We start from the raw sequence: 26,034 nt of genomic DNA, 5'->3' as shown, positions 1-26,034 counted from the left end.
AGTCATGCGCCGCCCCCTCGCCCTGGTCTACTCCAGGTGCCCCAGCTTCGCGGCCTTCGCCCGCAGGTAGCCGGCGTTGTGCGCGTTTTCGCCCACCCGCAGCGGCACCCGCTCCACGACCTCCAGCCCGAAGCCGCCGAGACTGTGCAGCTTGCGGGGATTGTTGGTGAGCACCCGGAGCTGCCGCGCGCCCAGCAGGTGCAGCATCTGCGCGCCGATCCCGAAGTCGCGGGCGTCGGCGGGAAAGCCGAGCCGTAGGTTCGCCTCGACGGTGTCCGCCCCGCCGTCTTGCAGGTGATACGCGCGAATCTTGTTCAGCAGGCCGATGCCGCGCCCCTCCTGCCGCAGGTAGACCAGGACGCCCCGGCCTTCCCCGGCAATCGCGCGCAGGGCCGCGTCCCGCTGGGGACCGCAGTCGCAGCGCAGGCTGTGAAAGGTGTCCCCGGTCAGGCACTCGGAATGCACGCGCACCAGCAGCGGTTCGGGCGTCACTTCGCCCATCACCAGGGCCACATGCTCCGCGCCGCTGAGGGTGTCCTCGAATCCGACGAGGCGGAACTCGCCGTACTCGGTGGGAAGGTGGGCTGCGGCCACTGCGCGCAGAAAGGGGTCGTGTTCCAGCCGGTGGGCGATCAGCGCCTCGATGGAGCCGACTTTCAGGCCATGCCGCTGCCCGAAGGCCAGCAGGTCCGGCAGGCGGCTCATCTCGCCGTCGTCCCCCATGATCTCGCAGATCACTCCGGCACTTTCGAAGCCGGCCAGCCGGGCGAGGTCGCACCCGGCCTCGGTGTGTCCGGCGCGGCGCAGCACCCCGCCGGGCCGCGCGACCAGCGGGAAAATATGACCGGGACGGCGGAAATCGGCGGGGGCCGCGTCCGGGTCGATCAGCGCCGCCACCGTCGCCGCGCGGTCGAAGGCGCTGATGCCGGTGGCGTTGCTGACATGGTCCACGCTGACGGTGAAGGCCGTGCCGTTGGGGTCGGTGCCTGCTCCAAAAGTTCCGGCCCCCACCATCGGCGTGAGACCGAGGTGCCGCGCCCGCTCCGGCGTCAGCGTCACGCAGATCAGCCCGCGCCCCTCGCGCGCCATGAAATTGATCCATGCGGGCGTGGCGGTGGCGGCGGGCATCAGCAGGTCGCCCTCATTCTCGCGGCCCTCGTCGTCCACCAGAATGACCGGGCGGCCCGCGCGCAGTTCGGCCAGCAGCTCGGGGACAGAGGCGAGGGCACCCGTGGCCCGTGGCGGGCGGCTCGGGGAGGTCACCGGGCCACCTCCCTGCCGCTGGCCGCTTCCCTCAGCAGCAGCAGCCGTTCCACGTATTTCGCCATCTGGTCGGCCTCCAGATTGACGCGGGTGCCGGGCCGCCAGCCGCCCAGCGTCGTCACCTCCAGGGTATGCGGCACCAGCCAGAGGGTGAACTCGTCCGGCTTCAGGTCGGTGCGGCTGCCGCCGGGACCCCCCGTGTCCACGACGGTCAGGCTCACCCCGTCCACGGTCACGCTGCCTTTGGGCACGAGGTAGCGGGCGAGCTGAGGGGCGGCGCGGACCGTCAGGGTGTACGCGCCGGGTTCCTCGCACCGGTCCAGAATCTCGCCGGTGCCGTCCACGTGCCCGCTGACGACGTGGCCCCCGAAGCGGCCCCCGGCAGTCATGGCCCGTTCCAGGTTCAGCCGCGCCCCGGCGTGCCAGTGCGGCGCGGTCTTGGCGACTGTCTCGCGCGAGAGGTCCACCGTGAAGCCCGCCCCGTCCTGGCCCGTCACCGTCAGGCAGGTGCCGGAGCAGGCGACGCTCTCGCCCAGCGCCAGGTCGGGCCACATCCGCGCGGGCTGAATGGTGAGGGTGAGAGGGCCGCCCTGTTCCGTCACGCGCGTCACGCGCCCGACCTGTTCCACGATTCCGGTGAACATCAGAGGTCTCCTGCCGCGCCCAGGCGCGGAATGTCGTTCAGCAGGCCCGTGACCAGCACGTCCGGGCCGAGGGATTCGAGTTGGACGGCGCGCAGGGCCGCCGCGTCCGCCATGCCGCGTGGGGGACCGTTCAGGGGAGCAAGGCCCGCGCCGAGCAGCTTCGGCGCGATCAGGGCGCGCACCTCGTCCACCAGTCCCTCCGCAAAAAAAGCGCTGGCGAGGGTGGGACCGCCTTCCAGCAGCAGGCTGGAGAGGTGAAGCTGGCCCAGCCCACGTAGGGCACCCGGCAGCGTGGCGGCCCGCACGATGGTCGCCCCCGCGTCTTCCAGAGGGGCCGTGTCGGTGTCCGGCGCGGTCACGACGACGGTGCCAGGGCGCAGCGCCCGGGCCGACAGCGGGGTGCGGGCACGGCGGTCGAAAATCACGGGGCGGGGATCACGGCCCCCCGCCACGCCCCGCGTGGTCAGCCGGGGGTCGTCGGCCAGGACCGTGCCCACGCCGACCGCGACGGCGTCCAGTTCGTTGCGCCAGCGCATGACGCGCGCCCTGGCCCCGGCGGCGGTGACGGCACCGTTCCCCTCGCCCCTCGCGGCCACCTTGCCGTCCAGCGTCACCGCGTACTTGTAGACCACCCAGGGCCGCCCGCGCGTAATCAGGGCGCGGAAGCCCGCCTGCTGGCGCACGGCCTCGGCCTCCCGCACGCCCACCACGACCTCGGTCCCGGCGGCGCGGAGGCGGCCGACCCCCCGCCCGGCCACGCGCGGATTCGGGTCGAGCGCGGCCACGACGACGCGCGAGACGCCCGCCGCGATCAGTGCGGCCACGCAGGGGGGCGTGCGGCCCAGGTGGCTGCACGGCTCCAGCGTCACATACGCCGCCGCGCCGCGAGCCTGCTCTCCGGCCTCCCGCAGGGCGAACACCTCGGCATGAGGTTCCCCCGCTGCCGGATGAAAGCCGCGGCCCACCACCGCGCCGCCGCGCACCAGCACGCACCCCACCGGGGGATTCGGGGCGGTGCGCCCCAGACCTCTGGCCGCCTCCTCCAGGGCGAGGGCCATGAAGGTCTCATCTTCCGGAAGCGGCCGCGTGGCCCTCCCGGGACTGTTCATTCCAGACATACGTTGACGCCGCCCGCCGGGGTGGCGAGCAAAGCGGCCTCCTTCTTCCATCCGGACTTCGGGACGCGGCCGGGCGGGCGTCGCCGCCTCCCCGCGTCCCTCTTACCGTCGGCTCCGGAATCGCACCGGGATCGGGCCTCGCGCGCTGAGCAGTTTGCGCGGGCTTCGCGGGCTGACCGGCCTGGGCTGCGTGGCACAGGACCGGATCACCGCCGGTGGGGAGTCTCACCCCGCCCCGAAAGAGGTGGCCCGCCCGGGTGGGAGGGCCGGGACAGATGCTAGCGCGCCGCCCCTGGGCCGCGTGGGCGAAAGGTCCACCCAGGCCGGACAGCCGTCCGCTGTCTTTTCAGCTTTCTTTTCAGCCCTTCAGCCCTGGCGCACGTGCGCCAGCATCAGCTCGGCGGTGGCCCGGAGGGCGTCCAGATGGGTGCGCTCGTAGGCGTGGCTGGCGTCCACGCCGGGGCCGATCAGGGCGACGGGGTAATCGCCGCCCGCACGCCAGGCCGCCGTGCCGTCGCTGGCGTAGTAGGGATAGAGGTCCACCTTCAGGTCCAGGCCCGCCCGCCGCGCCGCCGCGCGCAGGCGGTTGCCGAGCGCGTGGTCATACGGCCCCCCGCTGTCGGCCACGCAGAGGGTCACGTGATGCTCGCTGCTGGTCTGGCCTTCCCCGACCGCCGCCATGTCCACGGCGATCAGTTCGTCGGTGTGGGCTGGAATACCGGTCGCGGCCCCGTGCCCGACCTCCTCGTAGGTGGTGACGTGAAAGGCGACGGTGTGGACGGGCGGCTGGCCCAGCAGCGCGCGGGTCACGCCCAGAAAAATCGCCACCGCCGCCTTGTTGTCGAGGTGGCGGCTCTTGAGGTAGCCGGCGTCCGTCAGGACCGCGCGCGGCTCGAAGCTCACGAAATCGCCCACCTCCAGCCCCAGCGCCCGCGTCCCGGCGTCGCTGGTGGTGGAGGCGTCCAGGCGGACTTCCATCACGGCCTGCTCGCGCTTCAGGTCGCGCAGGGCCGGGCCGTGGACGTGGGTGCTCTGGTGCGTGTTCACGACCGTCCCGGTGAGGACACCGCCCGCCTGGGGGTGAACCTGCACATACGCGCCCTCGATGGTGGCCCAGTCGTAGCCACCCAGCATGGCGAGGCGCAGCCGCCCATTTTCCTTGATCTCCTTGACCATCGCGCCAAGGGTGTCCACATGGCCGCTGAAGGTCGTGTGCGGTGAGGCCGCCGTCCCCGCGACCTCCCAGGTCAGCGCCCCCTTCTTGCTGCGGGTGTGGCTCAGCCCCAGCGCGTCCAGCTCGCCTTCCAGCAGGCGCACGGCGGCGTCGGTGAAGCCGGTCGGGCTGGGCGTGTTCAGCAGGCGCAGCAGCAGCGTGGTGGTGAAGGCCAGATCGAAGCCCGTGGAAAGCGCGGCGGAGGTCGGGACAGGCGGGACGGTCATGCCGGGCATCATAGCCACCCCTGCCCCGGGGCACACGGCGGGCCGACGCCCAATGCGCCCCTTGACTCTCCCCCTGGGGCGGGCCGCAGACTGCCCCCACCTGGAGGACTGGACCCCCGGAGGGCAGCGTGGCGGACACGGAAGCAACCCTGACGATCGGCGCGTTCTCGCGCGCCTCGCGCCTGAGCATCAAGGCGCTGCGGCTCTACGACGACCTGGGCCTGCTCCCGCCCGCCCGTGTGGATGGGGCAACCGGCTACCGCTTCTACTCGCCCGACCAGCTGGGTACCGCGCACCTGATCGGCCTGCTGCGGCAACTGGGCCTGCCGCTGGCCGAAGTGCGGGAGGTACTGGACGCGCCGGCCCTGGCGCGGGCGGCGCAGCTCACGCGGCTCTGGGCGCGGGTCGAGCGGGAACACGGGCGGCGGCGCGGCGTGGCGCAGTACCTCATCCAGAAGCTGCAAGGAGAGACGAACATGACCGACCCCTTCGACGTTCAGACGAGGTTCGTGCCCGCCCAGCGGGTGGCGACCCTCACCCGGCGGCTGTACGTGGCCGACCTGGAAGGCTTTATCGGGGAAGCGGGCGGCAGGCTGGTCGCCCTGACCGGCCAGCAGACGGCGGGCGCGGCCTTCGTGATCTACCACGGCGAGGTCAACGCCGACAGCGACGGCCCGGTGGAGGTCTGCGTGCCCTTTACCGGCAGCCTGACGGTGCCGGAGGGCGTGGCGGTGCGCGAGGAACCGGCCCACCACGAGGCCTTCGTGACGCTGACGCGGGCGCAGTTCGTGTTCCCGGACATTCTGCGTGCCTATGACGCTGCGGGCGAATACGCCCAGGCGCACGGCACCCCGGCGAACCTGGGTCCCCGCGAGGTGTACCCGGTGCCCTGGTCCGGCCTGGCCGGAAACGACCCGGCGGGCGACGTGGCCTGGCCGTTCGTGCCGCGCGGCTGAAGCTCTCCGCTTCCCGCCCCCGGCCGGCCTGGGCTGGGGGCTGTACGCTGCCGCCATGAGCTACGCCGAACTGCTGGGCATGACCGTGCTGGAAGCCTCGCCGCAGCGCACACGCGTCGCCCTGACCGTCGATGGGGGCGGCCTGAACATGCACGGCACCGCGCACGGCGGCCTGCTGTTCAGCCTGGCGGACGAGGCGTTCGCCGTCATCAGCAATCTGGAGGCGCAGGCGGTCGCGGCCGAAACGCACCTGAGTTTCTTCCGCGCCGCGCGGGCAGGCGACGAACTGGTCGCGGTCGCCACACCCGAGCGGGTGGGCCGCACGCTGGCGACGTACCGGGTGGAAGTGCGGCGCGGGGAGGAGGGGGAAGTGCTGGCGCTGTTCCTGGGGACGGTGTCGCGGCGCGAGCATCAGCCGTAGAGACAGCAGCAGTCAGCCTTGATTATTTTACCAGTAAACTGTTTACTGGTGAACAAGGAGGTTCTATGCCTGTTCGTTCTCCCCCAGCAGTCCTTCCCCTGCTCCTGGCAATCCTGGCCGGAAGCCTGTTGCCGGTGCAGTTTGCCGTGAATGGTGCCCTGGCAGGTCAGCTGCATTCCGTGACGCTGACGGCGGCCGTGTCCTACGCCGCCGGAACCGCCGGTCTCGCCTTGCTGCTGCTGCTGAGCCGGAGCCGCCCCGACTGGGCGGCCGCCCGGCACGCGCCGCGCTGGGTCTGGCTGGGCGGTGTGGTCGGAAGTGCCTACGTGGTGGGCAGCGTGCTGCTGACGCGGGCGCTGGGTGCGGCCCTGGCCACCACCCTGGTGATCGCCGCCCAGGTCGTGACGGCCATCCTGCTCGACCACCTGGGCGTGCTGGGCCTGGAGCGGCGGCCCGTGAACCGGGCGCGGGCCACGGCGCTGGTCCTGGTCCTCGCGGCGCTTGGGGTGCGGCTCTGGGGGGCGGCGTGAGCCTCGCGGTGCTGCTGGGCACGCTGGGGGCGGGGGTCGGCCTGGCCGCCGGGCTGGCCTTCAGCGTGCGGCTGTCGGGCGTTCTGAGCAGTCCCCTCGCGGCGACTCTGGTGAACTTTCTGGTCGGGGGGGTGCTGATGGCCGCACTGTGGACGCTGGGGCTGGACGGTGCGCGGCCCACCCAGCCGCCCCCTGGCTGGATGCTGACCGGGGGACTGCTGGGCGCGGCCTACGTGACCCTCAGCCTGGTGGGGGCGGCGCGGCTGGGCGTCGGCGTCAGCACCGTGGCCGTGACCCTGGGACAGCTGCTGGGCGCCCTGGTGATTCCGGCGCTGGGCTGGCTGGGGCAGACGCGGCAGCTCCCCTCAGCGAGCGGGCTGATCAGCGCGGCCCTGCTGGCGGCCGCGGTGGCCCTGCTGGCCTCGGAGCGGCAGAAGGTGGCCGCCCGTCCGGCGGCGGGCCTTCCGGATGGACAAACCGGGTAAAACGGGAAGGATGGATACCCCCACGCTGCTGGCGCAGATCGAACGGGACTGGCGCGCTGCACGGCCCGACGTGAATCCGGACCCGATGCTGACGGTGATTGCCGTGCAGCGGGCCAGCCAGGCCCTTCAGACGGCGCTGGAAACCTTCTTTGCGCGGCATGACCTGACGCCCTCGGCATTTGACGTGCTGGCGACCCTGCGCCGATCCTCGCCCCCGGAAGGGCTGACCCTGGGGGAACTCGCCCAGTGCATGGCCATCACGCCTCCGGCCATGACCAAGCGCATGGACGGCCTGGAACGCCGGGGCTGGGTGGTCAGGTGTACCGACCCGCGCGACCGCCGCACCGTCCGGGCCGCCCTGACCCCCGAGGGCCGCGTGGCCGTGGACAGCCTGCTGGCCGACCATATCGCCCACGAGGAAGCGTTGCTGCGCACCCTCACCCCCCCCGAGCGGGCCACCCTCCGGGCGCTCCTCGGTCGCCTTCCCGCCCCGACCGGGCCGACCTGAACCACAGACCGCCGCCCTCTCTTTGTGTTATGTTATTTACGTAAGGAGACACGAATGCTACACATCGAATTCATCACGGATCTGGGGGCGCGCGTCACGGTGGACGTGGAGAGCGCCGACAAGCTGCTCGACATTCAGCGTCAGTACGGGCGGCTGGGCTGGACCAGCGGCGAGATTCCCACGGGCGGCTACCAGTTTCCGCACGACAACGAGGCCGACTTCGACTGGACGCTGATCGGGGCCAGGAAGTGGACCAACCCCGAAGGCGAGGACATGATTCTTCACCGGGGCCACGCCTACCGCCGCCGCGAACTCGAAGCCGTGGACAGCCGCAAGATGAAGCTCCCCGCCGCCGTCAAGTACAGCCGGGGCGCCAAGAACACCGACCCCGACCACGTGCGCGAGAAGGCCGACGGCGAGTTCGAATACGTGACGCTGGCGATTTTCCGGGGCGGCAAGCGCCAGGAACGCTTCGCGGTGCCCGGCGGCAACCGCGCCCCCGCGCAGGCGAGCGCCCCCACCCGTCCGGCGGCCCGGCCCCAGCCCGCCGCCCGTCCCGCCCCCGCCCCGGCACAGGACGAGGAAACGCCGTTCTGAAGGTCTTGGGGTGGAGGTTGTAGGCGGTCTTCTCCCACAACCTCCACCCCACGGCCTACACCCCCAGCACCCCCCGCACGTCGGCAGGCTGCCAGCCCCCGGGCTTGAGCAGCTTGCCGTCGGCGCGTCTGGGGCCGCCGAGCTTGCCCATGTTGGCGCGGTGGACCTCGGCCAAGACGGCGTCGGCGTCGATGCCCAGGGCCGTGAGCGCCCCGTAGGTCACGTACAGCAGGTCCGCGAGTTCGTGGGCCAGGGGGGCGAGGTCGGCGGCGGGGACGTTCTCGCCCGCGTCCAGGCGGGCCGCCAGGGCCACACACTCCGCGTCGACCTCGCCCGCCTCCTCCCGGATTAGGGTGCGGCGCAGCGCGAGGAGGTCAGGCCCCGGCACGGTGGGCCGTCCGGGGGCCGTGAGATCAAAGGCCTGATGAAACTCGCGCACGCGGGCGGCGTTGGTGGAGGGTGGCTCGGCCATCGCCCAATGCTAAGCCCCTTTTCCGAACGACGCCAGGTGGAGAACGGCAGCCCGAGCGAGTCCATCCCGCCCGGCGAACTTGAACCGCCCTGCACAGGCAAAAAGACGCTGGTCAGGACCGCCTCTTTCTATCTCCGGCCCGGGAGAACCGGGAGGCACAAGGAAAAAGAGGAAGCCCCGGTGGACTTCCCCTGGTGGTGCGGGTGACGGGCCTCGAACCCATCAGCGGCCTACTTCCGGCCCGCTCGCGCGCCCGTTTGATGAGAGGTGGGCGTCTCCCTCCGGCGTGTGAACCCTGCGTCCTCAGCGCCAGAGTGGAGTATGCCCCGCCCGTGTCAGAACTTCGTGTGCCATCTGGCCAGGGAGTCTTAAGACAAGTGGCGGAGGAGGTGACCGAGCGGCCCCCAGCCCGGTCCAGCTCACGCCAGCTCGATCACGCGGTAGCCGTAGGCGTTCACGACGCGCGCGCCGCTCGCGGGGTCGGTGTAGTCCGGCTTGCGGCCCTCGTACTCGTGGATGTGGCCGTGGACCACCAGGCGTGGGCGGCGGCGGACCATGAAGCGGCGGATGGCCTCGCAGCCCCGGTGCGCGTAGTCGCTGCCCGCGTGCGGTCCGCTGGGCGGCGCGTGGGTCAGCAGGATGTCCACGCCCCCCCGCGCCCGCCACGCCAACTGCCCCAGACCCCAGCGGGCCTGCGCGCCGGTGTACTGTCCGGGACCGTCCGGGCGGTAGCGGGGCACGCCGCCCCAGCCCGCGATCCGCAGCCCGGCCGCCGTGACCACCCGGCCATGCGCGGCGATCACCCCGCGCGGCGGCACGCGCTCCTCTCCCTCGCTGACCGCCTCGTTCGCGTGGTTGCCGTGGACATACACGACCGGCACGGGCAGGGTCGTCGCCAGGAATTCCAGGTAGGACCCGGGCAGGTCGCCCGCCGCCAGCACCAGGTCCACGGCGGGCAGCCCCTGCGGAAAGCCCGCGCGGTACACGAAGGGATGGACATGGTCGGACACCACCAGCAGTCGCCGGGGGCGGGGTGAGGCGGAAGCGGTGGGGGCAGGCAGGTCAGGCGGCAGCGTCCGCAGAGTCTAGAGTGCCTGTTCGCCGGACGGGAGAGGCCGGGGCCTTATGAATATTCACCTGTATATCTGCCAGCCGCATTCCCCGCGCCACACGAATCATATTCTTGCAGGGCTGAGGCATAGCCCCTTTGCGGCCCTACTCTGGGGCCTATGAACGTGAATATTCTGGGCATTCCGATGGACCTGGGCGCGGGGCGGCGCGGCGTGGACATGGGTCCCTCGGCCCTGCGAAACGCCCACCTGGCCGCCGCGCTGCGGAACCTGGGGCATACGGTGCAGGACCTCGGCGACGTGGACGTGGCGCTGCCCGAGACGCTCGACAAGCACGCCAGCGCCGGGCTGGTGTTTCTGGACCCGATTCTGGAAGCCTGCCGCAGCGCGGCCCAGCGGCTCGCGGCGCTGCCGGAGGACGTGTTTCCCATCACGCTGGGGGGAGACCACTCGGTCAGCATGGGCACCGTGACCGGGAACGCGCTGCGCGGCGGGGGACCGGGGGAGCGCACCGGCCTGATCTGGGTGGACGCCCACACCGACTACAACACGCCCCAGAGCAGCCCCAGCGGGAACATCCACGGCATGCCCGTGGCGCACCTGACCGGTCTGGGCGACCCCAGGCTCGCGGACCTGGGCGGCGGCTGGACGCTGCGCCCCGAGGACATCGTGATGATCGGCATCCGCAGTGTGGACGCCTTCGAGCGCGACCTGCTGCGTGAGGCGGGTATCCAGGCATACACCATGAAGGAGGTGGACCAGCTCGGCATCACCCGCATCACCGAGGAGACGCTGGAGCGGCTCTCGGGCGTGAAGCGGCTGCACGTGTCCTTCGACGCCGACGCGCTCGACCCCGCCGTCGCGCCCGGCGTGGGCACCCCGGTCCCCGGCGGCCTGACCTACCGTGAGGGCCACCTGCTGATGGAACTGCTCAGCGAGTCGGGCCGCGTGACCAGCCTGGACATCGTGGAGGTGAACCCGGTGCTGGACACCCGCAACCAGACCGCCGAGGTGATGGTCGGCATGGCCGCCAGCCTGCTGGGCCAGCGCATCCTCTGAGGGGCGGAGGCGCGGCCCGCCTTCCGGCCTGAAATTGCGATCCAAACGGCTTTTCTGGCCCACCAATTTCCCATCTGTTCCCAGCAGAATAAGAAGACCCATGAACGCCACCCCGCGCCGCGCTCCGGCTTTCCGCCTGTCGGCCCACCGTGTGTCTCTTTTCGTCGCGGCCCTGTGGTCGGCAGGGCTGGGCGGTTCCGGGGCACTCGCCCAGGGCACGGGGCCGGTGGAGTCGGCCCAGGCAGCCGTGGCCGCGTCGCCCGCGCAGGCCATCTTCGATCAGGTGAATCTCCTGCTGCGGGACGCCTACGGCGGGCTGTCCACGGTGGACCGCGCGGCGCTGTCGCGGGAGTATCAGGGGCGGCTGAACGCCGTCTGTGCGCCCACGCCGGTCACCTGCCCGGTCGAGAAGGCCTACCCGGTGCTGGAGGCCGAACTCACGGCGCTGGGCGATGAGCACAGCTTCTTCGAGACGCCGGAAGACTTCCGGGACTTCGTGGCGAACGCCACCGGCGGCAACCGCAAACAGTTCGGGGTCAAGCTCGCGCAGCTCGACGGCCAGAACCGCGTCGTGCTGGAGGTCGTGCCGCAAAGTGCCGCCGAGGAGGCGGGGCTGGCGCGCGGCGACGTGCTGCTGACCCTGGACGGCCAGCCCTACACGTATGACGCGCTGCGGGACGCGCGGCTGGCGGGGCGCGGCATTACCCTGGGCGTGGACCGGGCCGGGCAGCCGCTGACGGTCAACCTGTCCTCGCGCGACAGCAGCACCCTCGACCTGCCCCGGCTGAGTTTCACCGGACCGCAGAACACGGTCGCGGTGCTGCGGATTCCCAGCTTCCTGCCCAGCGGCAGCGTCGCGCAGCGCATCCACGACCTGGTGGGCGAGGCGAGGCAGCGCGGCGTGCAGGGCATCATCGTGGACCTGCGGGGCAATCCGGGCGGCAGTCTGGCCGACTGCGACAGCGCCGTGAGCGCGTTTGTCCCCACCTTCACGCGGGTGGCGCGCACCGCCGACGGGGACCTGTCCACGCTGGTCCGGCAGGGCGTGCGCATGGAGAACGGGCGCAACGCCGGGGCTGTGCGGAACCCGCAACTGTGGACGGGGCCGCTGGCGGTGCTGGTCGATCAGAGCAGCGCCTCGTGCAGCGAGTTCTTTGCCTACGAGGTCCAGTACGCCGGGCGCGGCCCCGTGATTGGGGAGGCGACGGCGGGCGTGGGCAACACGGCCACGCGGGTCTTTCCGGTGGGCGAGGACGCCGCCGTGCAGCTCACGATCCTGCACTACACCAAGCCGGGCGGCCAGCCCTACCCGGTCCACGTGACCCCCGACCGGCTGCACGCCTCCAGCGAGGAAGACCTCCGGCAGCTCACGCGCGGACAGGACATTCTGCTGACGCTGGGCGTGCAGGCGCTCGCCACCGCGCCGACCCTCACGCAGGACCGCGCCCGACCCTGAAGCCGCGCGGCCCCGCGCCTCAGAGTCGCCGGGAGGGCCGGGCGGTGACCCAGCGCAGCACCAGGCCCAGCACGGCGGGCAGCGTGAACAGCAGCAGAAAGCCCGTCAGGTCGCTGTCTCCGATCACGTTGCCCAGGGGCCGGCCCAGCGCGGCGGCGAGCGGACTGCCCAGCCACGCCAGCGCCGTCCAGAGCCAGCCGTCCAGACCGCGCGCCTCCACGGCGTTTTCCAGCCAGCGCACGCCCAGCAGCCCCAGGGTTTGCAGGACCAGGGCGGGCAACAGCACCAGCACGGCCCGCGGCCCCTTTTCGGCCCGGCCCGCCAGAACGCCCAGCAGCAGCGGCCCCAGCACCGGCACCCAGCCCAGCAGCAGCGCGACCAGCAGCAGCATGAAGACGTTGACCCAGGCCATAGGAAAGTCTACCCCTGCCGCTCGGCCTCCTCGCGCGTGGGGACCTCCTTCAGCGCCCAGCGCAGGCCGAGCGCGGTGAGCAGCCCGACGCCCATCAGCGTGAGCCAGGGCAGCAGCGGCGTGCCGAGCCGCTCGCCCGCATCGAGCAGCAGGCCGCCCACCACGTTGCCGACCGCGCCGCCCAGACCCAGGCTGATGGCGCTGAAACCGAAGTAGCTGCCGGTCAGGCCCGGCGGGGCCAGCCGCGCCGTCAGCGTCTGCTGGGTGGGGTACACCAGCATGGTGCCCAGGCTGTACAGCGCCACGCAGGCCAGCAGTTGCCCAAAGGTCACCGCCAGGCCCATCAGGCCCAGGCTCAGGCCGACCGTCAGGACCGCCGCGACCAGGGCCACCCGCGTCCGCACCCGCGCCTCCACGAACTTCAGCAGCGGGTATTGCAGCACCACCGCCAGCCCCGCCGACAGCCCGTACAGCGGCCCGGTCGCCCCCGGCCCCGCCAGCGCCACCGCCTTGAGGGTCACCACCACGTTGAGCTGCGTGCTGAGCAGGAAATACCCCACCAGCACCAGCGTGAAGCGGCGGAAGCGGCGGTCCTGGGCGGCGATCTTCAGGCCCGAGAGGCCGCTGCCCACCGCGCGTTCGGGGCGCAGGTGCGGCAACGTCGCGGCCAGCAGCGCGCAGGCCAGCAGGTACACGCTGCCCGCCCCCAGCGCCGCCGTGCGGAAGCCCAGGCCGAGCAGCGCGGCCCCGATCAGCGGCCCCGTCACCATGCCCAGGTTGCCGGAAATGCTGGTCAGGCTGAACATCCGCGCCCGGTATTCGGGCCGGGTGACCGCCGTGATCGCCGCGTTCTTGGGCGCATCGAACAGGCCGCCGCCGATGCCCGCCAGCACCGACGCGGCCAGCAGGACCGGCAGCGTGTCCGCGAACCCCATCCACATGAAGCCCAGCGTGCGGATCAGGCACCCGGCCAGAATCAGCGGTTTCGGCCCGATCTGGTCGGCCCAGGCCCCGCCGAAGACGGTCAGCCCCTGCTGCGTCAGTTGCCGCAGGCCCAGCACCAGCCCCACGCTGGCTGCCGCCCACCCCCGCCCGTCCACGAAATGCACCGTCACCAGCGGAATGACCGCGAAAAACCCGCCCCACATCAGGAAGTTCGCCGCGATCAGGCCCAGCTGCGCGGGCGAGAGTCGGAAGGGAGGGGCAGCGGCAGGCACGGACACGGGAGAGAGGCTACACCCGGGGGAGGGGCAGGTGCCGTTGGCCTCCCTCTGTCCAGCGGGGCGCGCCGCTGGACAGGTCAGGTAGGCCAGTGGACGACCACAGAGATATGTAGGCATCTCTTTTTGCTCCTCGCCCTCAAGGGGGGAGGTCGGGGGGGGGTGAACGGGCAGGGCATCCCAGAAAGAGAGGGATGACCTTGCCCGTGGTCACCCACCAGGGGTGACCACCGCTCCAAAAAGGAGCAACCCCACGTGTTGAAGGCACGCAGGGGTCACTGAAAGATTGGTGCTCTTGCAGAGCTGAGCCACACGTTGGTCAAGCTCTCCCACCCCCCGCTGGGGGTTTTCTTCTGCTATCCCCCCACATGCACCACCGGGCGGCGGACATGCTCGGGTTCGGCCAGGCGCAGGACCTCGTGCGTGAGGGGCGGGATATCGCCCTCGCCCGCCAGCAGGAAGCGCAGGGCGTTGCCGGCGGGGCCTTTCTCGCTCCACTCGAAGTAGACGTGGGGCGGCACGCCGGTGCGGTCGCGGATGTGCAGCAGCACGGCGGCAATCGTGTTGGGCACGCTGTTGCCCCGCGCGCGCAGGATGGCGTAGCGCCCCACCTGCGCCCCCGTGACGGTCACGGTGTCGCTGAAGTTGCTGGGGTCGGTCACGGCCACTTCCAGAAACAGGGCCGGTTCACCCTGGGGCAGGTGGGTGTCCAGCCGCACTTCCAGTTCCTTGAAGCGGTACTCGCGGGTATTGCCGGCGTTCAGGCGGTTGGCGATAAAGCGCAGGGGCAGGCCGCGCCCCGCCGTCTCGCGCAGCAGGCGGGTAGCCTCCTCGTCGAAGTTGACCTGCTGCACGCGCAGCTCGGTCGAGCGGCTCACGCGCGAGGCCACGCTGATCACCAGAATCGCCGCCACGAAAATCAGGGCGATGTAGAGGCCCTGGGGCTGCCCCAGCATCGTGACGCTGATGGCGTAGATGAAAATGGCGCTGATGACGCCGAAAAAGAGGGACGCCGCCTTATGCCCCCGCTTCAGCTCGGTCAGGAAGACGGCCACTGCCGCCGAGGTCATCATCGCCAGCACGCCGGTCGCGTAGGCCCCGCCCTGCGCGTCCACGTTGGCGCGGAAAATCAGCGTGACCAGAAAACAGATGCCGATGAACAGCACCACCAGGGGCCGGGTGGCGCGGGTCCACTCGGGGGCCATGCCGTAGCGCGGCAGGAAGCGCGGCACGATGTTCAGCAGCCCCGTCATGGCGCTGGCCCCCGCGAACCACAGGATCAGGATGGTGCTGATGTCGTAGAGGGTGCCGAAGCCCTCGCCCATCAGCCGGTGCGCCAGGTAGGCCAGCGCACGCCCGTTCGCCTCGCCCGCCGGTTTGTTCACCGTCACCGTGGCCGAGCCGGGCGAGGTGGGCGTGACGGTCACCGCGAGGGGCACCGGGCCGCCCGCCGTCTGGGCCCGGACATTGAAGCTCTGCGGCCCGGCCGCGGTGCTGGCGGGCAGCTTCAGCGTGTAGAACTGCCGGGGGCTGTCCGGGTCGTCCAGCGGCACGTTCACGGCCGCGCTGCCCCGCGCGAGGTCGTTCAGGTTCACGCCGTGCGTGTAGGTGAGGGCGGGCCAGAAGGCCGCGGCGGGCGTCAGCGTGGTGCTCACCACCGACGAGGTGAGCAGCAGCGTACTCATGATCAGGGCGGCGGTGGTCAGCAGCTTGCGGGCATTCTGAATGCGGCCCAGCGGGCGCTCGGGGGTGTCGCCGGGGTTGCCCCGCACCAGCGGCATCACCAGCACGCCCGTCTCGAAGCCGCTCATGCCCAGCGCCAGCCGGGGAAACACCAGCAGCGCCGCGCCGATCAGCGCCAGCGGCGAGAAATAGGTGTGCCGCAGACCCGTCCACCAGTCGCCCACCACGCCGGGATGGGTGATGACCTCGGCCAGCCCGCGCCCGATCAGGACCACGTTCAGGCCCAGGTACAGCACCACCAGCGCCACCGCGATCCCGATAGCCTCCTGGAAGCCCTTGAGGAACACCGCGCCCAGCAGTGCCAGCAGCCCCAGCGTGATGACGACCTGCTTGCCGGCCAGCGCGTCCTTGAGAAAGGGATTCTCGACCAGGTGCGCCCCCGCGTCCGCCGCCGACAGGGTGATCGTGATCACGAAGCCCGTGGCGACAAAGCCCAGCAGCGCCAGCACCAGTAGCTTGCTGGGCCAGTAGGCCAACAACCGTTCGAGCATGCTCAGTGAGCCGTCCCCGTTGGGACTCTCGAAGGCGACCCGGCGGTACATCGGCAGGGCACCGAACAGCATCACGGCCACCAGCACCAGCGTGGCGATGGGCGAGAGCGCCCCCGCCGCCAGAAAGGCGATGCCCGGCGCGTAGCCCAGGCTGGAAAAGTAGTCCACGCCGGTCAGGCACATCACCTGCCACCAGGGGTGCTTGTGCTGCTGCGCCTGCGCCGCCTGCTCGCCCTCGTAAAAACCCTCGTGGTCGCTGGCGGGGGGTTCGGTTTCCAGAAACCAGCGGCTGAAGGCGTTGCGGTGCGAAAGAGGCTGCTCCGAAGAGGGCATTGGCGTAGCGTACTCCTCTCCCCCACCCGCCCACCTTTACCTTCCCGGCCCGGTTACCCTGTCTGTCATGGCCCCTGAACTCCTGACCCTCGCGCCGGGTGTGCACTTCCTGCCGGGCGCAGTCAACAGCGTGGTGCTGGAGGGCGGCCACGGCGGCGCGCTGCTGGTGGATACCGGTCTGGACGACGCCCAGGCGCGCAAACTGCTGCGGGCGCTGGCGGGCGCGGGGCTGCGGCCCACCGCCATCCTGAATACCCACAGCCACGCCGACCATCACGGCGGAAACGCCTTTATCCTGAACCGCTTCCCGGACCTGGAGGTCTTCGCGCCCCCGCTGGAAGCCGCGATCATCCGCCACCCCGTCCTCGAACCCCTGTCGCTGTTCGGGGCGCGGCCTCCCCGCGACCTCCAGACCAGATTCCTGCTCGCGCCGGCCAGCCCCGCCCGGCCCCTGCCGGACACTGGCCCCGTGCGCCTCGGCGGCGTGGAACTGGAGTTGCTGGAGGTATCCGGCCACGCGGCCCAGATGTACGCCGTGCGCGCCGGAGACGTGCTGTACGCCGCCGACGCCCTGTTCGGCCCGGACGCGCTGGCCAAGCACCCGCTGACCTTCTGTGCCGATGCCCGCCAGCAGAAGGAGGCCGCCGCCCGGCTGGGGACGCTGGAGGGGGTGCGTGTGGTGCTGCCCGGCCACGGCGACCCGGCGGACGACCTCGCCGGCCTGGTCGCGGTCAATCTGGCCGCCTACGACCGCACGACGCGGGCCGTGCTGGACGCGGTGCGGGCGGGCGCGGCCCCCATCGACGACCTGCTCGCCCGGGTGTGCGGCGCCCTGGGGGTGCAGATGGCGAATGCCGGGGCGGTGGTGCTGAACCGCGCAGTGCTAAGCGCCCACCTGACCGAGCTGCTGGAGGCGGGGGCCGTGAGCCTGACCGTGGAGGACAACCGCCTGCTGTTCCGCGCCTCGCCGCTGTCCGCCTGACACTCTCAGACGGATTCCGTCCCCTTCCTTTCCTTCCGGGACAGCGCCGGAAGTCCATCCATCTCCCGGAACCCGTCTTTCCTCCTTCTCGCGTCGTCGCGAACAGACGCCCATGAGGACGCTGCTCTTCCCGCTCGGATGGCATCACTCCGTCAACGATTCCATCGGCGTTCGTCTCAGGACTTGCGCCCACCGTACGTCCGGCGTTCGTGCCGCAGGGGCAACGCCCACCAGACGCCGAGCAGCAGGAGGGCGATCACGCCGGGAGCCAGCCAGCCGAAGGGGCCGGGCAGCACCTGCGCCGCCACCAGCCGGGTCGCCAGCACCAGCGCCAGCGAGATGAAGACCGCACCGAGCCGGACCAGGGTGGTGGTGACCCCCTTGAACTGTTCGGGGTGCCGCAGCGGGCGGCGCAGATAGTGGTGCAGGGCCGGGGCGCTGAGCAGGATCAGGCTGACCAGCGAGCAGAGGAACGTCGCGGCATACACCCAGCGTTCGGAGGTCGCCAGCGTCCCGAAACTGGCATTGAACGGCAGAATGATCAGGAAACTCGTGAGGACCTGCGCGCCCTGAAGCAGAATCCGCAGCTCGCCCAGCAGGGAAGGCAGTCTGTCGGTGTCCGGCGTCTCGGCCATGAGAGGCTCAGCATACCCACCCGGCTGCGCCCGCCACTCTGGGCCAAGCGTGAAGGAACCCCGTATGGGCACCTTTCCGGGGGCGGCGTAGCTTGGGCGCATGACACAGAAGAGCAAGGCAGCCCCCAAAACTGGCGGCAAGACGGGCGGGACGCGCAAGAAGGCCGACAACGACCAGACCTCCCAGGACTGGACCAGCCAGGAGCAGCTGAACCAGGAAACGGTCCAGGGCGTGCCCGCCGAGGGCGAGGCCAAGGCCGACGCCGCGCACCTGGACACGGTGAATAACCAGCTGGTGGACCATGGCTACCTCTCCGAGGAGGAGTTCGGCACCGTCAGTGAGACGCTGCAACGCAACCTCGCCACCACCATCAGCCTGTACCTGAAGTTCAAGAAGTACCACTGGGACATCCGGGGCCGCTTTTTCCGCGACCTGCACCTCGCCTACGACGAGTTCATCGCGGAAATCTTCCCCAGCATCGACGAGCAGGCCGAGCGGCTGGTGGCCCTGGGCGGCAGTCCCGTCGCCGCGCCCGCCGACATCGACCGCTTCAGCATCGTGCAGGTGCCCACCGAGACGGTCCGGGACGCCCGCACCCAGGTCGCCGATCTGGTAAACGACCTGACCCGCGTGGGCAAGGGCTACCGCGACGACTCGCAGACCGTGGACGAGGCCAACGACCCCGCCACCGCCGACATGTACAACGGCTACGCCGCCACCATCGACAAGATCCGCTGGATGCTGAATGCGATGATGGACGACGACCGGATGAACTGAGGCCGGAGAGCGGCGTGCAGAGGGCCAGAAGCGGAAAGGTCCTCTGCACGTTGCTCTCTCTTCTTTCCCAGAGGCCCCCATGTCCCCCAGGTTCGACTACACCCTCGATTACGCCCACCTCGACCTGCGCGCACACCCCGAGCTGTACCGGGTGGGTGTGGGGGAACAGGGGGTGCTGCTCGTGCAGCCCTACAAGGCTGAGCTTCTGCCCCACTGGCGCTTCGCCACCCCGGAGGCCGCCCGGGCGAGCAGCGAGACGATCTACGGCATGTTCCTCGCCTATCTCGGGGCCGGGGACTTCGTGGGGGCGGACATGGCCCGCAAGTTCCTCCAGATGGGGTTTACCCGCGCGCGGCGGTACGCCAACCACAAGGGCGGCAAGAAGTATGCCGGACCTGTTCCCGCAGACAAGAAGGGCCAGAGCGGTGCCCATGGCCGGCCCGAGCTGCCCCGCACCCCCGAGGACCCCGTCAAGGCCGAATCCGCCCGCATCTTCAAGGCGAAATGGGACGAGGCGGAAGCCGACGAGCGCTACGCCCGGCTGAAGAAAGAACACCAGGCCCGGTATGGGTAGAAAGCGGCGACCCCCTCGCCGGCCCGCGACGCCCCTGAGAGAAAAGCCTCTTTTCGGTCCAGAGGGTTTGACAAGCCCCGGTTCATCGTCTACCCTTGTGCGTGCAGTATTTTCGTCCGGGCGAGTTCTCTTCGCCGCGCAACTGCCCGCAAAACCCGCCAGTGTAGCTCAGGGGTAGAGCAACTGATTCGTAATCAGTAGGTCGTCGGTTCAAATCCGACCTCTGGCTCCAGAAGAAAAGTCCTCCAGTTCGTTCGGGAGGGCTTTTTTTATACCTGCCGTTACGGGTAGTGTTCAACGCCCTGCTGGGACTGGGCCGCACGGGGCGCAGTGGGATCAATTTTCCCCTGACTTTCCGTCCAAAGATGTTGTTCGTGGACAAGAGCGGCGGTGATTCGGGGTGCATGGCTTCAAGAACGCTTTGGGTGATCTACGGCTTCTGAACCGTGTTCAACAGCAACGCGGCGGGGAAGGCTCCCCTCCGGCATACCTTCCGAAGTTGTATTCAGCGCTCCACCTCTCAAGAAATGCAGACGGAAAACGAGGTGGAAAAGTCTGCCGGTACATATGGGCCATGCAGCCCCGAAGGTATGGTTGGGTCTGCGCCGGAACATAGAAAAAACCCCGCCTGAGACGGGGTTCTTCTTGGTGGCCAGGGCCGGACTTGAACCGGCGACCCAACGATTTTCAGTCGTTTGCTCTACCAGCTGAGCTACCTAGCCGAATGGCGGTCCGGACGGGATTTGAACCCGCGACCTACTGCGTGACAGGCAGTTATGCTAACCGCTACACTACCGGACCCCACTGGTACAATGTCGCCACAAAAAGCAGCGGGGTTAAGGATAGCCGCGTCCCTGCGCCTTGTCAACCTGGCCACACTTGAGACCCCAGGTCAGAACGGGACGGCGCGCGCACTCAGAACCGGGTTCGGCCGTGTGGGGTCGAGGAGCAATTCCAGATACTCACGGTCATGCAGGGCGTCGATCATGGCGAGACCCGCCTCCTCGTCGAGCAGGATGCCGCCCTCAAGCTGGGTATGGCCGTAGACACCAAAACTCAGGCCCGCCATCTGCACGTAGTCGGGGGTGTCGCGGAACCAGCGTTTGGCACTGGGGTCGGCATAGAACAGGTCGTCATAGTACGTGTGGGCGGGCAGCGGGGAAACGTGGGCGAACTGCACGGTGCCGACCCGCAGCTCACGCGGAAAGCCGTGCATCCAGACGCGCAGATGCTCGGGCAGATGCACGCCCCCATGCGCGGGGTCGAACTCCACATGAACCAGGCCGCCGCTGGTGCCCAGCACGTACCGGGGATCGAGCACCGCGTCGTCGTGGTTGCCCAGCAGAATATGAACGGCGTGGGGGGCAGCGGCCTGGTAGGCGCGCAGCCGCTCCAGGTGCCTCACCTGCTCGCGCGCGGCGAGAAAGAGGTGGTCACGGCTGCGTGGGTCGAAGCGGTCCAGGCCGGCCAGTCGGGCGTAATCCCGCTCGTTTTTCGGGTGGACCAGGTCACCGATCAGAATCACCTGGTACAGCCCCGCCTGCACGGGCGGCGTGGGGCGGAAGTCGGCGTCCGCACAGCTCGCCGCCCGCAAGGCCGACCACAGTCCGGCCCAGTCGGCATGAACGTCACCCACCGCGATGAACTTCTGCACGCGCCCTAGCCTTTCAAAATCGCCTGGAGTTCCTTGTAGATCGCGCGGCTTTCCTCCACCGTCTCGCCGTAGCCGCGCAGCAGCACCCGGGTGGCCTCACCGCCCTTTCCGGCGGCCTTGAGCTGCTCCAGGAGGTCCTCGATATGGCGGCGGGCCTTGTCCATCTGGGGGTCGCGGGGCGGCTCGGGGGGCAGGGGCGTGGGGCGGACAGCGGGCGCGGCCACCCCCTCGGCCTCGGCGTCCAATTCGGCGGTGTTGGGGCCGTCTTCCGGGTCGTACTCCACCCAACGCGCCTCGGGCGCCGGTACGCCGAAGAAGCGGGCGGCGTCGGCCAGGGCGCGCAGCTTGGCGTCCTGCAAGGTGTGGCCCGTCCCCACACCTTCGCGGGTCGCCCCCAGGACGTCCAGGCGGGCACGCACGACGGGCGGCGCCACGCTGTCGCAGGCCCAGGTCAGCGACCACCCCGGGTCCACGCGCTCCAGATGCAGGGCGAGCGCCTCCGGGGCGGGCGACAGGGTCACGCGGGCCTGGTCGCCGCGCACCTCGGCCACCGCCCAGGCGGTCAGGCTGGCACGCAGGGCCTCACGAATGCGGTCAGGGTCGGCCATATAGCCCCGAGTCTACCGGGCCGGGCCGCCACCGGTACGCGGCCCACACGCTGAGGCTTTCTTGACCCAACCGGACCCCGCGCCTCAGCCCCACCCGGCCGCCTGGAAGAACCGTGAGCGAACGGACCGACAGGCAGCGGGAGCGGCTGACAGACCAGCCGTTCGCGTCCATCGACCGGCAGGGCGGTCGCCCCCTGCCCATCCAGGACGGGGCACATGTGCGCAATGCCGCCGCCCGCATCGCCCAGACCAGCTTCGAGACTGCGGCAGCCAGACAGCAGGCGGCGGCCCAGAACCACGGCCTTGAACTGGGGGCCGACGATGCGGGGGTGAAGGCCGCCCACGGCCAGGGCTGAAGCGGGCCAGCCGCGAGCTTCAGTGGCGACCAGCGGTCAGGACCCTTGCCCTTCCAGCACCTGCCCCGGTTGGACCGGCCTCCTTTTCGCCTGCCTCACCTGACAGTTGTCATCCCGCCCACCTGACAGCCCCCACTGGGGAAGAGGCGCACCGGGGCGCACGCTGGGGGCATGAACGGAACGGCCATTGAACTGCGGGGGGTGGGCAAGACGTTTGGTCGGGTTCAGGCCCTCCACGACCTGAACCTGACCATCCGGGCCGGGGAACTCACCGCGCTGCTGGGGCCGAACGGCGCGGGCAAGACGACCGCCATCGGGCTGATGCTGGGCCTCTTGCAGCCGACGGCGGGGACCGTGCGTGTGCTGGGGGGCGACCCGCGCGAGGCACGCACGCGGACACAGGTGGGCGCGATGCCCCAGGAGAGCGCGCTGCCGGGGGCGCTGACGGTGCGCGAGGCCGTCACGCTGTTTGCGCGCATGTACCCCGCACCGCTCCCGGTGACAGAGGCACTGGCGCTGGCCGACCTGCTGCCGCTCGCGGGTCGCCGGGCGGGGGCGCTCTCGGGCGGGCAGGCGCGGCGGCTGGCCTTTGCGCTGGCGGTGGTGGGAAATCCGGCGGTGCTGTACCTGGACGAGCCGACGACCGGCATGGACGCCGGGAGCCGTCAGGCGTTCTGGGCGGCGGCAGAGCGCATGAAGGCTGCGGGCAGGACCATCCTGCTCACCACCCACTATCTGGAAGAAGCCGAACGGACCGCCGACCGCGTGATCGTGATGAACGCGGGCCACCTCCTGGCCGACGGGACGCCGGAGAGCCTGCGGGCGCGCGTCGCCACCTCCCGCGTGCGCTTCACGTCGGACCTCGTGCTGGCCGAACTGCGGCACCTGCCGGGCGTGGAGGCCGCCGGGGTGGACGAGCGGGGGCACGCGGCCCTGACCACCCGCACGCCCGAGGCCCTGGTCGCGGCGCTGGTGCAGTCCGGCACGCCCTTCCGCGAGCTGGAGGTCACGCGGGCCAGCCTGGAAGACGCCTTCCTGAGCCTGACGGCCCAGGCTTCCCCGGCGGCGGTGTCCGCATGACGGCCGCGCATCCGGCGCTGGTGCCGTCCCTGCTGGGCCTGACCTTCATGGGGCTGACGCTGCTGCGCCGCTTCCAGCGGTTCGCCACGCCCCAGGCACTGGACGGGCGGGGCCGCCTCCGCCTGAGCCGCCGCCCGGTCATCCTGCTGGTCCTCGCGGGGCTGGTGCTGCTTGCGCCGCACACGCTGGCGGGTTACGGCGCGGCGCTGCTGGGTGCGGTGAGCGGCGCAGGGCTGGCCCTCTGGTCGGCGCACCACACCCGCTTCGAGTACGGCGCGGACGGGTCCGCCACGCGCTATGTCCCCAATGCCTGGATCGGCGGCGGCGTGTTCCTGCTGTTCGTGCTGCGGCTGCTGTGGCGGCTGTGGCCCTTCCTGACCGGCCAGGTGCAGGGGGCGCCGGGGTTCGACCCCGCCGGCTTCGCGGGCGGCAGTCCGCTGACCACCGGCCTCTTTCTGGTGTTCGTGGCGTATCAGACGGCTTATTCCTGGCTGGTGCTGCGCGCGGCCCGCAAGCCCCGACTCGTCTGAAGTCCCCCGAGGAGGTTCCCCCATGACCACCCTGACCCCGACCGCTGCCGCCCCGACCCGCCGCGCTCCCGTGCCGCCCCTGCTGGCCGGACTCGTGCTGGCCGAACTGCGCCGACTGGTTCGCAACCCGATGTTCGCCATCGGCACGCTGGGCTTTCCCATCATGTTCTTCGCGCTGTTCGGGCTGCCCGCCGTCCATCAGACGACGGAGTCCGGGGCGAATGCCGGCCAGTACATCCTGGTCAGTTTCGGCACCTACTCGCTGCTGTCGGTGGCGATGTTCTCGTTCGGGGCGGCGGTGGCGACCGAGCGCATGGGCGGCTGGCTGCGGCTGCTGCGCGCCTCCCCGCTGCCCGCGCCGCTGTACCTGGCCGCGAAGATCATCGCCGCGCTGCTGTTCAGCGCCCTGAGCCTGTCGCTGCTGTCCCTGTTCGCGCACCTTGCGGGCGGCGTGACGTTTCCTGCGGGTACGGGGCTGCTGACCGGCCTCAAGCTGCTGCTGGGCATGATCCCGCTGATCGCGCTGGGCCTGTGCATCGGCTTTCTCGCCAGTCCGGCCAGCGCCAGCGTCCTGGCGAACATTCTCAGCGTGATCGTGTCCTTCGGGTCGGGGCTGTTCGTGCCGCTGGACCAGTTGCCGAAGTTCATGCAGGCGCTCGCGCCGTTCCTGCCCAGCTACCACCTCGCGCAGTTGGGCTGGAACGCCGTGAGCGGGCAGGCGCGCGGGGACGCCGTCCACTGGGTCTGGCTGGCCGGGTATACGCTGGTCTTCGGCCTGGTGGCGGCCTGGGCCTACCGCCGCGACGAGGCACGCGGGCAGTAGGCCGCCGCAGGCAGGAGGACGCGCATGAAGGGGTTCAGACCACGTATCACCGTCTGGGACGTGTTCCCGCTGTTGTGGCTGGTGTTCCTGGCCTTTCCGCTCATGGCCTTTTTCGGGGAGGCGCGCACCGCCGCGCAGGGGGCGCTGTTCTGGGGCGTGCTGGCGGGCTTTCTGGGACTGTACTGGCGGGTCTTCCTGCGGCCGGACCCGGAACGCTGGGCCTTGCCGGGGTGGGCATACACGCTGCTGGCCTACCTGGTGCTGTATCCGCTGATCGGCGGGACGGCGGGCACCTTTCTGGTCTACGGCGGCAGCCTGGTCGGCGTGCAGCCCCGCATTTCCCTGGCGCTCTGGCTGGCCCTCCTGAACAGTGCCGTCATGGCCCTGCCCTTCTGGACGGGGCAGTATCAGGGGGGTGACCTGGGCTGGCTGGTGCCGAACATGATCTTCACGCTGGTCGCTGCCTATGCCAACCACGCCAGCTACCGCCAGCGCGTCACCAGTCGCCGCCTCGCGCAGGTGCAGGCCGAAAAGGAGCTGCTGGCCGCCGACGCCGAACGCGAACGCATCGCGCGCGACCTGCACGACCTGCTGGGGCATACCCTCAGCGTCATCGTGCTGAAAAGCGAACTGGCCAGCAAACTGGCGGGGCGCGACCCGGCCCGCGCCGCACAGGAAATCCGCGAGGTGGAGCGCATCAGCCGCGACGCCCTCTCGGAGGTCCGGGCGGCAGTCAGCGGCTACCGGGGCAGCGGCCTGCGCTCGGAACTCGCCCGCGCGAAAGTGGCGCTGGACGCGGCGGGCGTGCGCCTGGACTACGGCGGCCAGCCCGGCCCCCTACCCCCGGCGGTGGAACACAGCATGGGCCTGCTGCTGCGCGAGGCCGTGACCAACGTGGTCCGCCACGCCCGCGCCAAGGAGTGCCGGGTGGCGATCACCCAGGAGGGCGGCGGCTACCGCCTGGACATCTCGGACGACGGCGTGGGCGGGGAGGCTCCGGAAGGCACCGGCCTGACCTCCATGCGTGAGCGGGTGCGTGCCCTGGGCGGCGAGTTCACGCGGGACGGGACGCGGGGAACGAGGCTGGTGGCCAGTTTCCCCGACACAGAGAGCCTGAGAGGCCCCCGCCCCCTGCCCGCCGCCCCCCCCGGCGGAACGTTGCCGGTCAGGCCGGTGGCGGGCGGGAGGCCCGAATGATCCGCGTCCTGCTGGCCGAGGACCAGACGCTGGTGCTGGGGGCGCTCGCGGCGCTGCTGTCGCTGGAAGATGACCTGGAGGTGGTGGGCACGGCGGCGGACGGCGCCTCGGCCCTGCGGCTGGCCGGCGACCTGCGCCCCGACGTGCTGGTGACCGATATCGAGATGCCGCGCCTGAGTGGGCTGGACCTGGCCGAGCGCCTGCGGGAGACGTGCCCGGAGGTCCGGGTAGTGATCGTGACGACCTTCGCCCGCGCCGGGTATCTGCGCCGCGCGCTGGACGTGGGGGCGCGCGGCTACCTCCTCAAGGACGCCCCCGCCGCCGACCTCGCGGACGCCATCCGCCGGGTCCAGGCCGGGGGCCGCGCGGTAGACGCGGGCCTCGCGGCGGAGGCGTGGGGGGACCGCAGCCCTCTGACCGACCGCGAGCGGCAGGTGCTGCGCGAGGCCGAGACGGGGGCCTCGACCGCCGACATCGCCCGCGCCCTGAAGCTCTCGGAGGGCACCGTGCGGAATTACCTGTCGGAGGCCATCGGGAAACTGGGGGCGCGGGGCCGGGTAGAGGCGGCGCGGCAGGCGCGGGAGCGGGGGTGGCTGTAG

Annotated in this window: 29 protein-coding genes and 3 tRNA genes; 18 read left to right on the top strand and 14 right to left on the bottom strand. The window is 70.8% G+C overall.

The features are described from left to right. Positions 1-27 precede the first annotated feature (27 nt). The 4 genes from DEIPH_RS01095 to DEIPH_RS01080 form a co-directional block, all read right to left on the bottom strand. Positions 28-1,263: a bifunctional 3,4-dihydroxy-2-butanone-4-phosphate synthase/GTP cyclohydrolase II gene (locus tag DEIPH_RS01095; RefSeq protein ID WP_051517055.1), complete on the bottom strand. Its 1,236-nt coding sequence runs from the start codon at positions 1,261-1,263 to the stop codon at positions 28-30. After that, the gene (locus DEIPH_RS01090; RefSeq protein WP_034352472.1) at positions 1,260-1,907 is read right to left on the bottom strand and encodes a riboflavin synthase; all 648 of its coding nucleotides are present in this window, start codon (positions 1,905-1,907) and stop codon (positions 1,260-1,262) included. Before DEIPH_RS01090 ends, DEIPH_RS01095 begins: the two co-directional genes overlap by 4 nt. Continuing rightward, the gene (gene ribD / locus DEIPH_RS01085; RefSeq protein WP_051517054.1) at positions 1,907-3,016 is read right to left on the bottom strand and encodes a bifunctional diaminohydroxyphosphoribosylaminopyrimidine deaminase/5-amino-6-(5-phosphoribosylamino)uracil reductase RibD; all 1,110 of its coding nucleotides are present in this window, start codon (positions 3,014-3,016) and stop codon (positions 1,907-1,909) included. The genes DEIPH_RS01090 and ribD overlap by 1 nt, the downstream gene beginning before the upstream one ends. Before the next feature lie 375 nt (positions 3,017-3,391). After that, complete coding sequence (locus DEIPH_RS01080) at positions 3,392-4,465, bottom strand: M42 family metallopeptidase (RefSeq protein WP_051517053.1); 1,074 nt, start codon at positions 4,463-4,465, stop codon at positions 3,392-3,394. A gap of 128 nt (positions 4,466-4,593) precedes the next feature. Here DEIPH_RS01080 and DEIPH_RS01075 point away from each other — a divergent pair, with 128 nt between their 5' ends. From DEIPH_RS01075 to DEIPH_RS01050, 6 genes are all read left to right on the top strand, one after another. Continuing rightward, the gene (locus DEIPH_RS01075; RefSeq protein ID WP_034352465.1) at positions 4,594-5,421 is read left to right on the top strand and encodes a MerR family transcriptional regulator; all 828 of its coding nucleotides are present in this window, start codon (positions 4,594-4,596) and stop codon (positions 5,419-5,421) included. Between the two features lie 55 nt (positions 5,422-5,476). Further along, positions 5,477-5,842: a hydroxyphenylacetyl-CoA thioesterase PaaI gene (paaI, locus tag DEIPH_RS01070; protein WP_034352462.1), complete on the top strand. Its 366-nt coding sequence runs from the start codon at positions 5,477-5,479 to the stop codon at positions 5,840-5,842. A 65-nt stretch (positions 5,843-5,907) separates the two neighbouring features. Beyond that, on the top strand, positions 5,908-6,372 hold the full coding sequence (locus tag DEIPH_RS01065; protein ID WP_034352459.1) for a DMT family transporter: 465 nt from the start codon (positions 5,908-5,910) through the stop codon (positions 6,370-6,372). Then, positions 6,369-6,857 carry a DMT family transporter gene (locus tag DEIPH_RS01060; protein ID WP_034352456.1) on the top strand — a complete coding sequence of 163 codons (489 nt, stop codon included), beginning with the start codon at positions 6,369-6,371 and terminating at the stop codon, positions 6,855-6,857. Before DEIPH_RS01065 ends, DEIPH_RS01060 begins: the two co-directional genes overlap by 4 nt. A gap of 10 nt (positions 6,858-6,867) precedes the next feature. Then, positions 6,868-7,365 carry a MarR family winged helix-turn-helix transcriptional regulator gene (locus DEIPH_RS01055; RefSeq protein WP_034352453.1) on the top strand — a complete coding sequence of 166 codons (498 nt, stop codon included), beginning with the start codon at positions 6,868-6,870 and terminating at the stop codon, positions 7,363-7,365. 54 nt (positions 7,366-7,419) lie between these two features. Further along, a complete protein-coding gene (locus DEIPH_RS01050) occupies positions 7,420-7,962 on the top strand; it encodes a single-stranded DNA-binding protein (protein ID WP_034352450.1) in 543 nt (180 codons plus the stop codon). Positions 7,963-8,017: 55 nt separating this feature from the next. Here the strand turns inward: DEIPH_RS01050 and DEIPH_RS01045 are convergent, their stop codons facing one another. Next, positions 8,018-8,434, bottom strand: coding sequence for a pyrophosphohydrolase domain-containing protein (locus DEIPH_RS01045; protein ID WP_034352445.1), 417 nt, complete (start codon positions 8,432-8,434; stop codon positions 8,018-8,020). A 419-nt stretch (positions 8,435-8,853) separates the two neighbouring features. Next, positions 8,854-9,450, bottom strand: coding sequence for a metallophosphoesterase family protein (locus DEIPH_RS01040; protein WP_034352441.1), 597 nt, complete (start codon positions 9,448-9,450; stop codon positions 8,854-8,856). 213 nt (positions 9,451-9,663) lie between these two features. Between DEIPH_RS01040 and rocF the strand changes: the two genes are divergently transcribed. Beyond that, entirely contained in the window at positions 9,664-10,563 is a 900-nt protein-coding gene (gene rocF, locus DEIPH_RS01035) for an arginase (protein ID WP_034352437.1), read from the top strand. A 100-nt stretch (positions 10,564-10,663) separates the two neighbouring features. Beyond that, positions 10,664-12,019: a S41 family peptidase gene (locus DEIPH_RS01030; protein WP_034352434.1), complete on the top strand. Its 1,356-nt coding sequence runs from the start codon at positions 10,664-10,666 to the stop codon at positions 12,017-12,019. Between the two features lie 19 nt (positions 12,020-12,038). Here DEIPH_RS01030 and DEIPH_RS01025 read toward each other — a convergent pair whose 3' ends face one another. From DEIPH_RS01025 to DEIPH_RS01015, 3 genes are all read right to left on the bottom strand, one after another. Next, positions 12,039-12,431: a hypothetical protein gene (locus tag DEIPH_RS01025; protein ID WP_034352431.1), complete on the bottom strand. Its 393-nt coding sequence runs from the start codon at positions 12,429-12,431 to the stop codon at positions 12,039-12,041. 8 nt (positions 12,432-12,439) lie between these two features. Next, the gene (locus tag DEIPH_RS01020; RefSeq protein ID WP_051517051.1) at positions 12,440-13,654 is read right to left on the bottom strand and encodes an MFS transporter; all 1,215 of its coding nucleotides are present in this window, start codon (positions 13,652-13,654) and stop codon (positions 12,440-12,442) included. 353 nt (positions 13,655-14,007) lie between these two features. Further along, on the bottom strand, positions 14,008-16,218 hold the full coding sequence (locus DEIPH_RS01015; RefSeq protein WP_034352428.1) for an APC family permease: 2,211 nt from the start codon (positions 16,216-16,218) through the stop codon (positions 14,008-14,010). Between the two features lie 67 nt (positions 16,219-16,285). Here DEIPH_RS01015 and DEIPH_RS01010 point away from each other — a divergent pair, with 67 nt between their 5' ends. Further along, positions 16,286-17,200: an MBL fold metallo-hydrolase gene (locus tag DEIPH_RS01010; RefSeq protein ID WP_034352425.1), complete on the top strand. Its 915-nt coding sequence runs from the start codon at positions 16,286-16,288 to the stop codon at positions 17,198-17,200. 176 nt (positions 17,201-17,376) lie between these two features. Here DEIPH_RS01010 and DEIPH_RS20055 read toward each other — a convergent pair whose 3' ends face one another. After that, entirely contained in the window at positions 17,377-17,835 is a 459-nt protein-coding gene (locus DEIPH_RS20055; protein ID WP_034352422.1) for a DUF6328 family protein, read from the bottom strand. Positions 17,836-17,935: 100 nt separating this feature from the next. Here DEIPH_RS20055 and DEIPH_RS01000 point away from each other — a divergent pair, with 100 nt between their 5' ends. The 3 genes from DEIPH_RS01000 to DEIPH_RS00990 all read left to right on the top strand — a co-directional run bounded on the left by DEIPH_RS01000 (position 17,936) and on the right by DEIPH_RS00990 (position 19,419). Then, positions 17,936-18,613: a Dps family protein gene (locus tag DEIPH_RS01000; protein ID WP_034352419.1), complete on the top strand. Its 678-nt coding sequence runs from the start codon at positions 17,936-17,938 to the stop codon at positions 18,611-18,613. Between the two features lie 79 nt (positions 18,614-18,692). Beyond that, complete coding sequence (locus tag DEIPH_RS00995; RefSeq protein WP_034352416.1) at positions 18,693-19,187, top strand: DUF4385 domain-containing protein; 495 nt, start codon at positions 18,693-18,695, stop codon at positions 19,185-19,187. 157 nt (positions 19,188-19,344) lie between these two features. Then, a tRNA-Thr gene (locus DEIPH_RS00990) sits at positions 19,345-19,419 on the top strand. Positions 19,420-19,833: 414 nt separating this feature from the next. Here DEIPH_RS00990 and DEIPH_RS00985 read toward each other — a convergent pair. The 4 genes from DEIPH_RS00985 to DEIPH_RS00970 all read right to left on the bottom strand — a co-directional run bounded on the left by DEIPH_RS00985 (position 19,834) and on the right by DEIPH_RS00970 (position 21,449). Next, positions 19,834-19,909, bottom strand: a tRNA-Phe gene (locus tag DEIPH_RS00985). A 3-nt stretch (positions 19,910-19,912) separates the two neighbouring features. Continuing rightward, a tRNA-Asp gene (locus tag DEIPH_RS00980) sits at positions 19,913-19,988 on the bottom strand. A gap of 91 nt (positions 19,989-20,079) precedes the next feature. Continuing rightward, positions 20,080-20,841, bottom strand: coding sequence for a metallophosphoesterase (locus DEIPH_RS00975; RefSeq protein WP_034352413.1), 762 nt, complete (start codon positions 20,839-20,841; stop codon positions 20,080-20,082). 5 nt (positions 20,842-20,846) lie between these two features. After that, on the bottom strand, positions 20,847-21,449 hold the full coding sequence (locus DEIPH_RS00970; protein ID WP_034352410.1) for a hypothetical protein: 603 nt from the start codon (positions 21,447-21,449) through the stop codon (positions 20,847-20,849). Between the two features lie 113 nt (positions 21,450-21,562). Here DEIPH_RS00970 and DEIPH_RS00965 point away from each other — a divergent pair, with 113 nt between their 5' ends. The 6 genes from DEIPH_RS00965 (at position 21,563) to DEIPH_RS00940 (ending at position 26,034) form a co-directional block, all read left to right on the top strand. Next, positions 21,563-21,805 carry a hypothetical protein gene (locus DEIPH_RS00965; protein ID WP_034352407.1) on the top strand — a complete coding sequence of 81 codons (243 nt, stop codon included), beginning with the start codon at positions 21,563-21,565 and terminating at the stop codon, positions 21,803-21,805. A 171-nt stretch (positions 21,806-21,976) separates the two neighbouring features. Next, complete coding sequence (locus tag DEIPH_RS00960) at positions 21,977-22,885, top strand: ABC transporter ATP-binding protein (RefSeq protein ID WP_034352404.1); 909 nt, start codon at positions 21,977-21,979, stop codon at positions 22,883-22,885. Further along, positions 22,882-23,415 (top strand): hypothetical protein, encoded by a 534-nt coding sequence (locus tag DEIPH_RS00955; protein WP_034352401.1) that lies wholly within the window; start codon positions 22,882-22,884, stop codon positions 23,413-23,415. Before DEIPH_RS00960 ends, DEIPH_RS00955 begins: the two co-directional genes overlap by 4 nt. Before the next feature lie 22 nt (positions 23,416-23,437). Continuing rightward, complete coding sequence (locus DEIPH_RS00950; protein WP_034352397.1) at positions 23,438-24,238, top strand: ABC transporter permease; 801 nt, start codon at positions 23,438-23,440, stop codon at positions 24,236-24,238. A 24-nt stretch (positions 24,239-24,262) separates the two neighbouring features. Beyond that, the gene (locus DEIPH_RS00945) at positions 24,263-25,435 is read left to right on the top strand and encodes a sensor histidine kinase (protein WP_051517050.1); all 1,173 of its coding nucleotides are present in this window, start codon (positions 24,263-24,265) and stop codon (positions 25,433-25,435) included. Continuing rightward, positions 25,432-26,034, top strand: a complete 603-nt coding sequence (locus tag DEIPH_RS00940) for a response regulator transcription factor (RefSeq protein WP_034352394.1) — start codon at positions 25,432-25,434, stop codon at positions 26,032-26,034. The genes DEIPH_RS00945 and DEIPH_RS00940 overlap by 4 nt, the downstream gene beginning before the upstream one ends.

Source organism: Deinococcus phoenicis (genome assembly GCF_000599865.1).
In the GTDB taxonomy this organism is placed as follows: domain Bacteria; phylum Deinococcota; class Deinococci; order Deinococcales; family Deinococcaceae; genus Deinococcus; species Deinococcus phoenicis.
The sequence above is the reverse complement of the archived record's forward strand: the minus strand, read 5'-3'. Positions and strand labels throughout refer to the sequence as shown.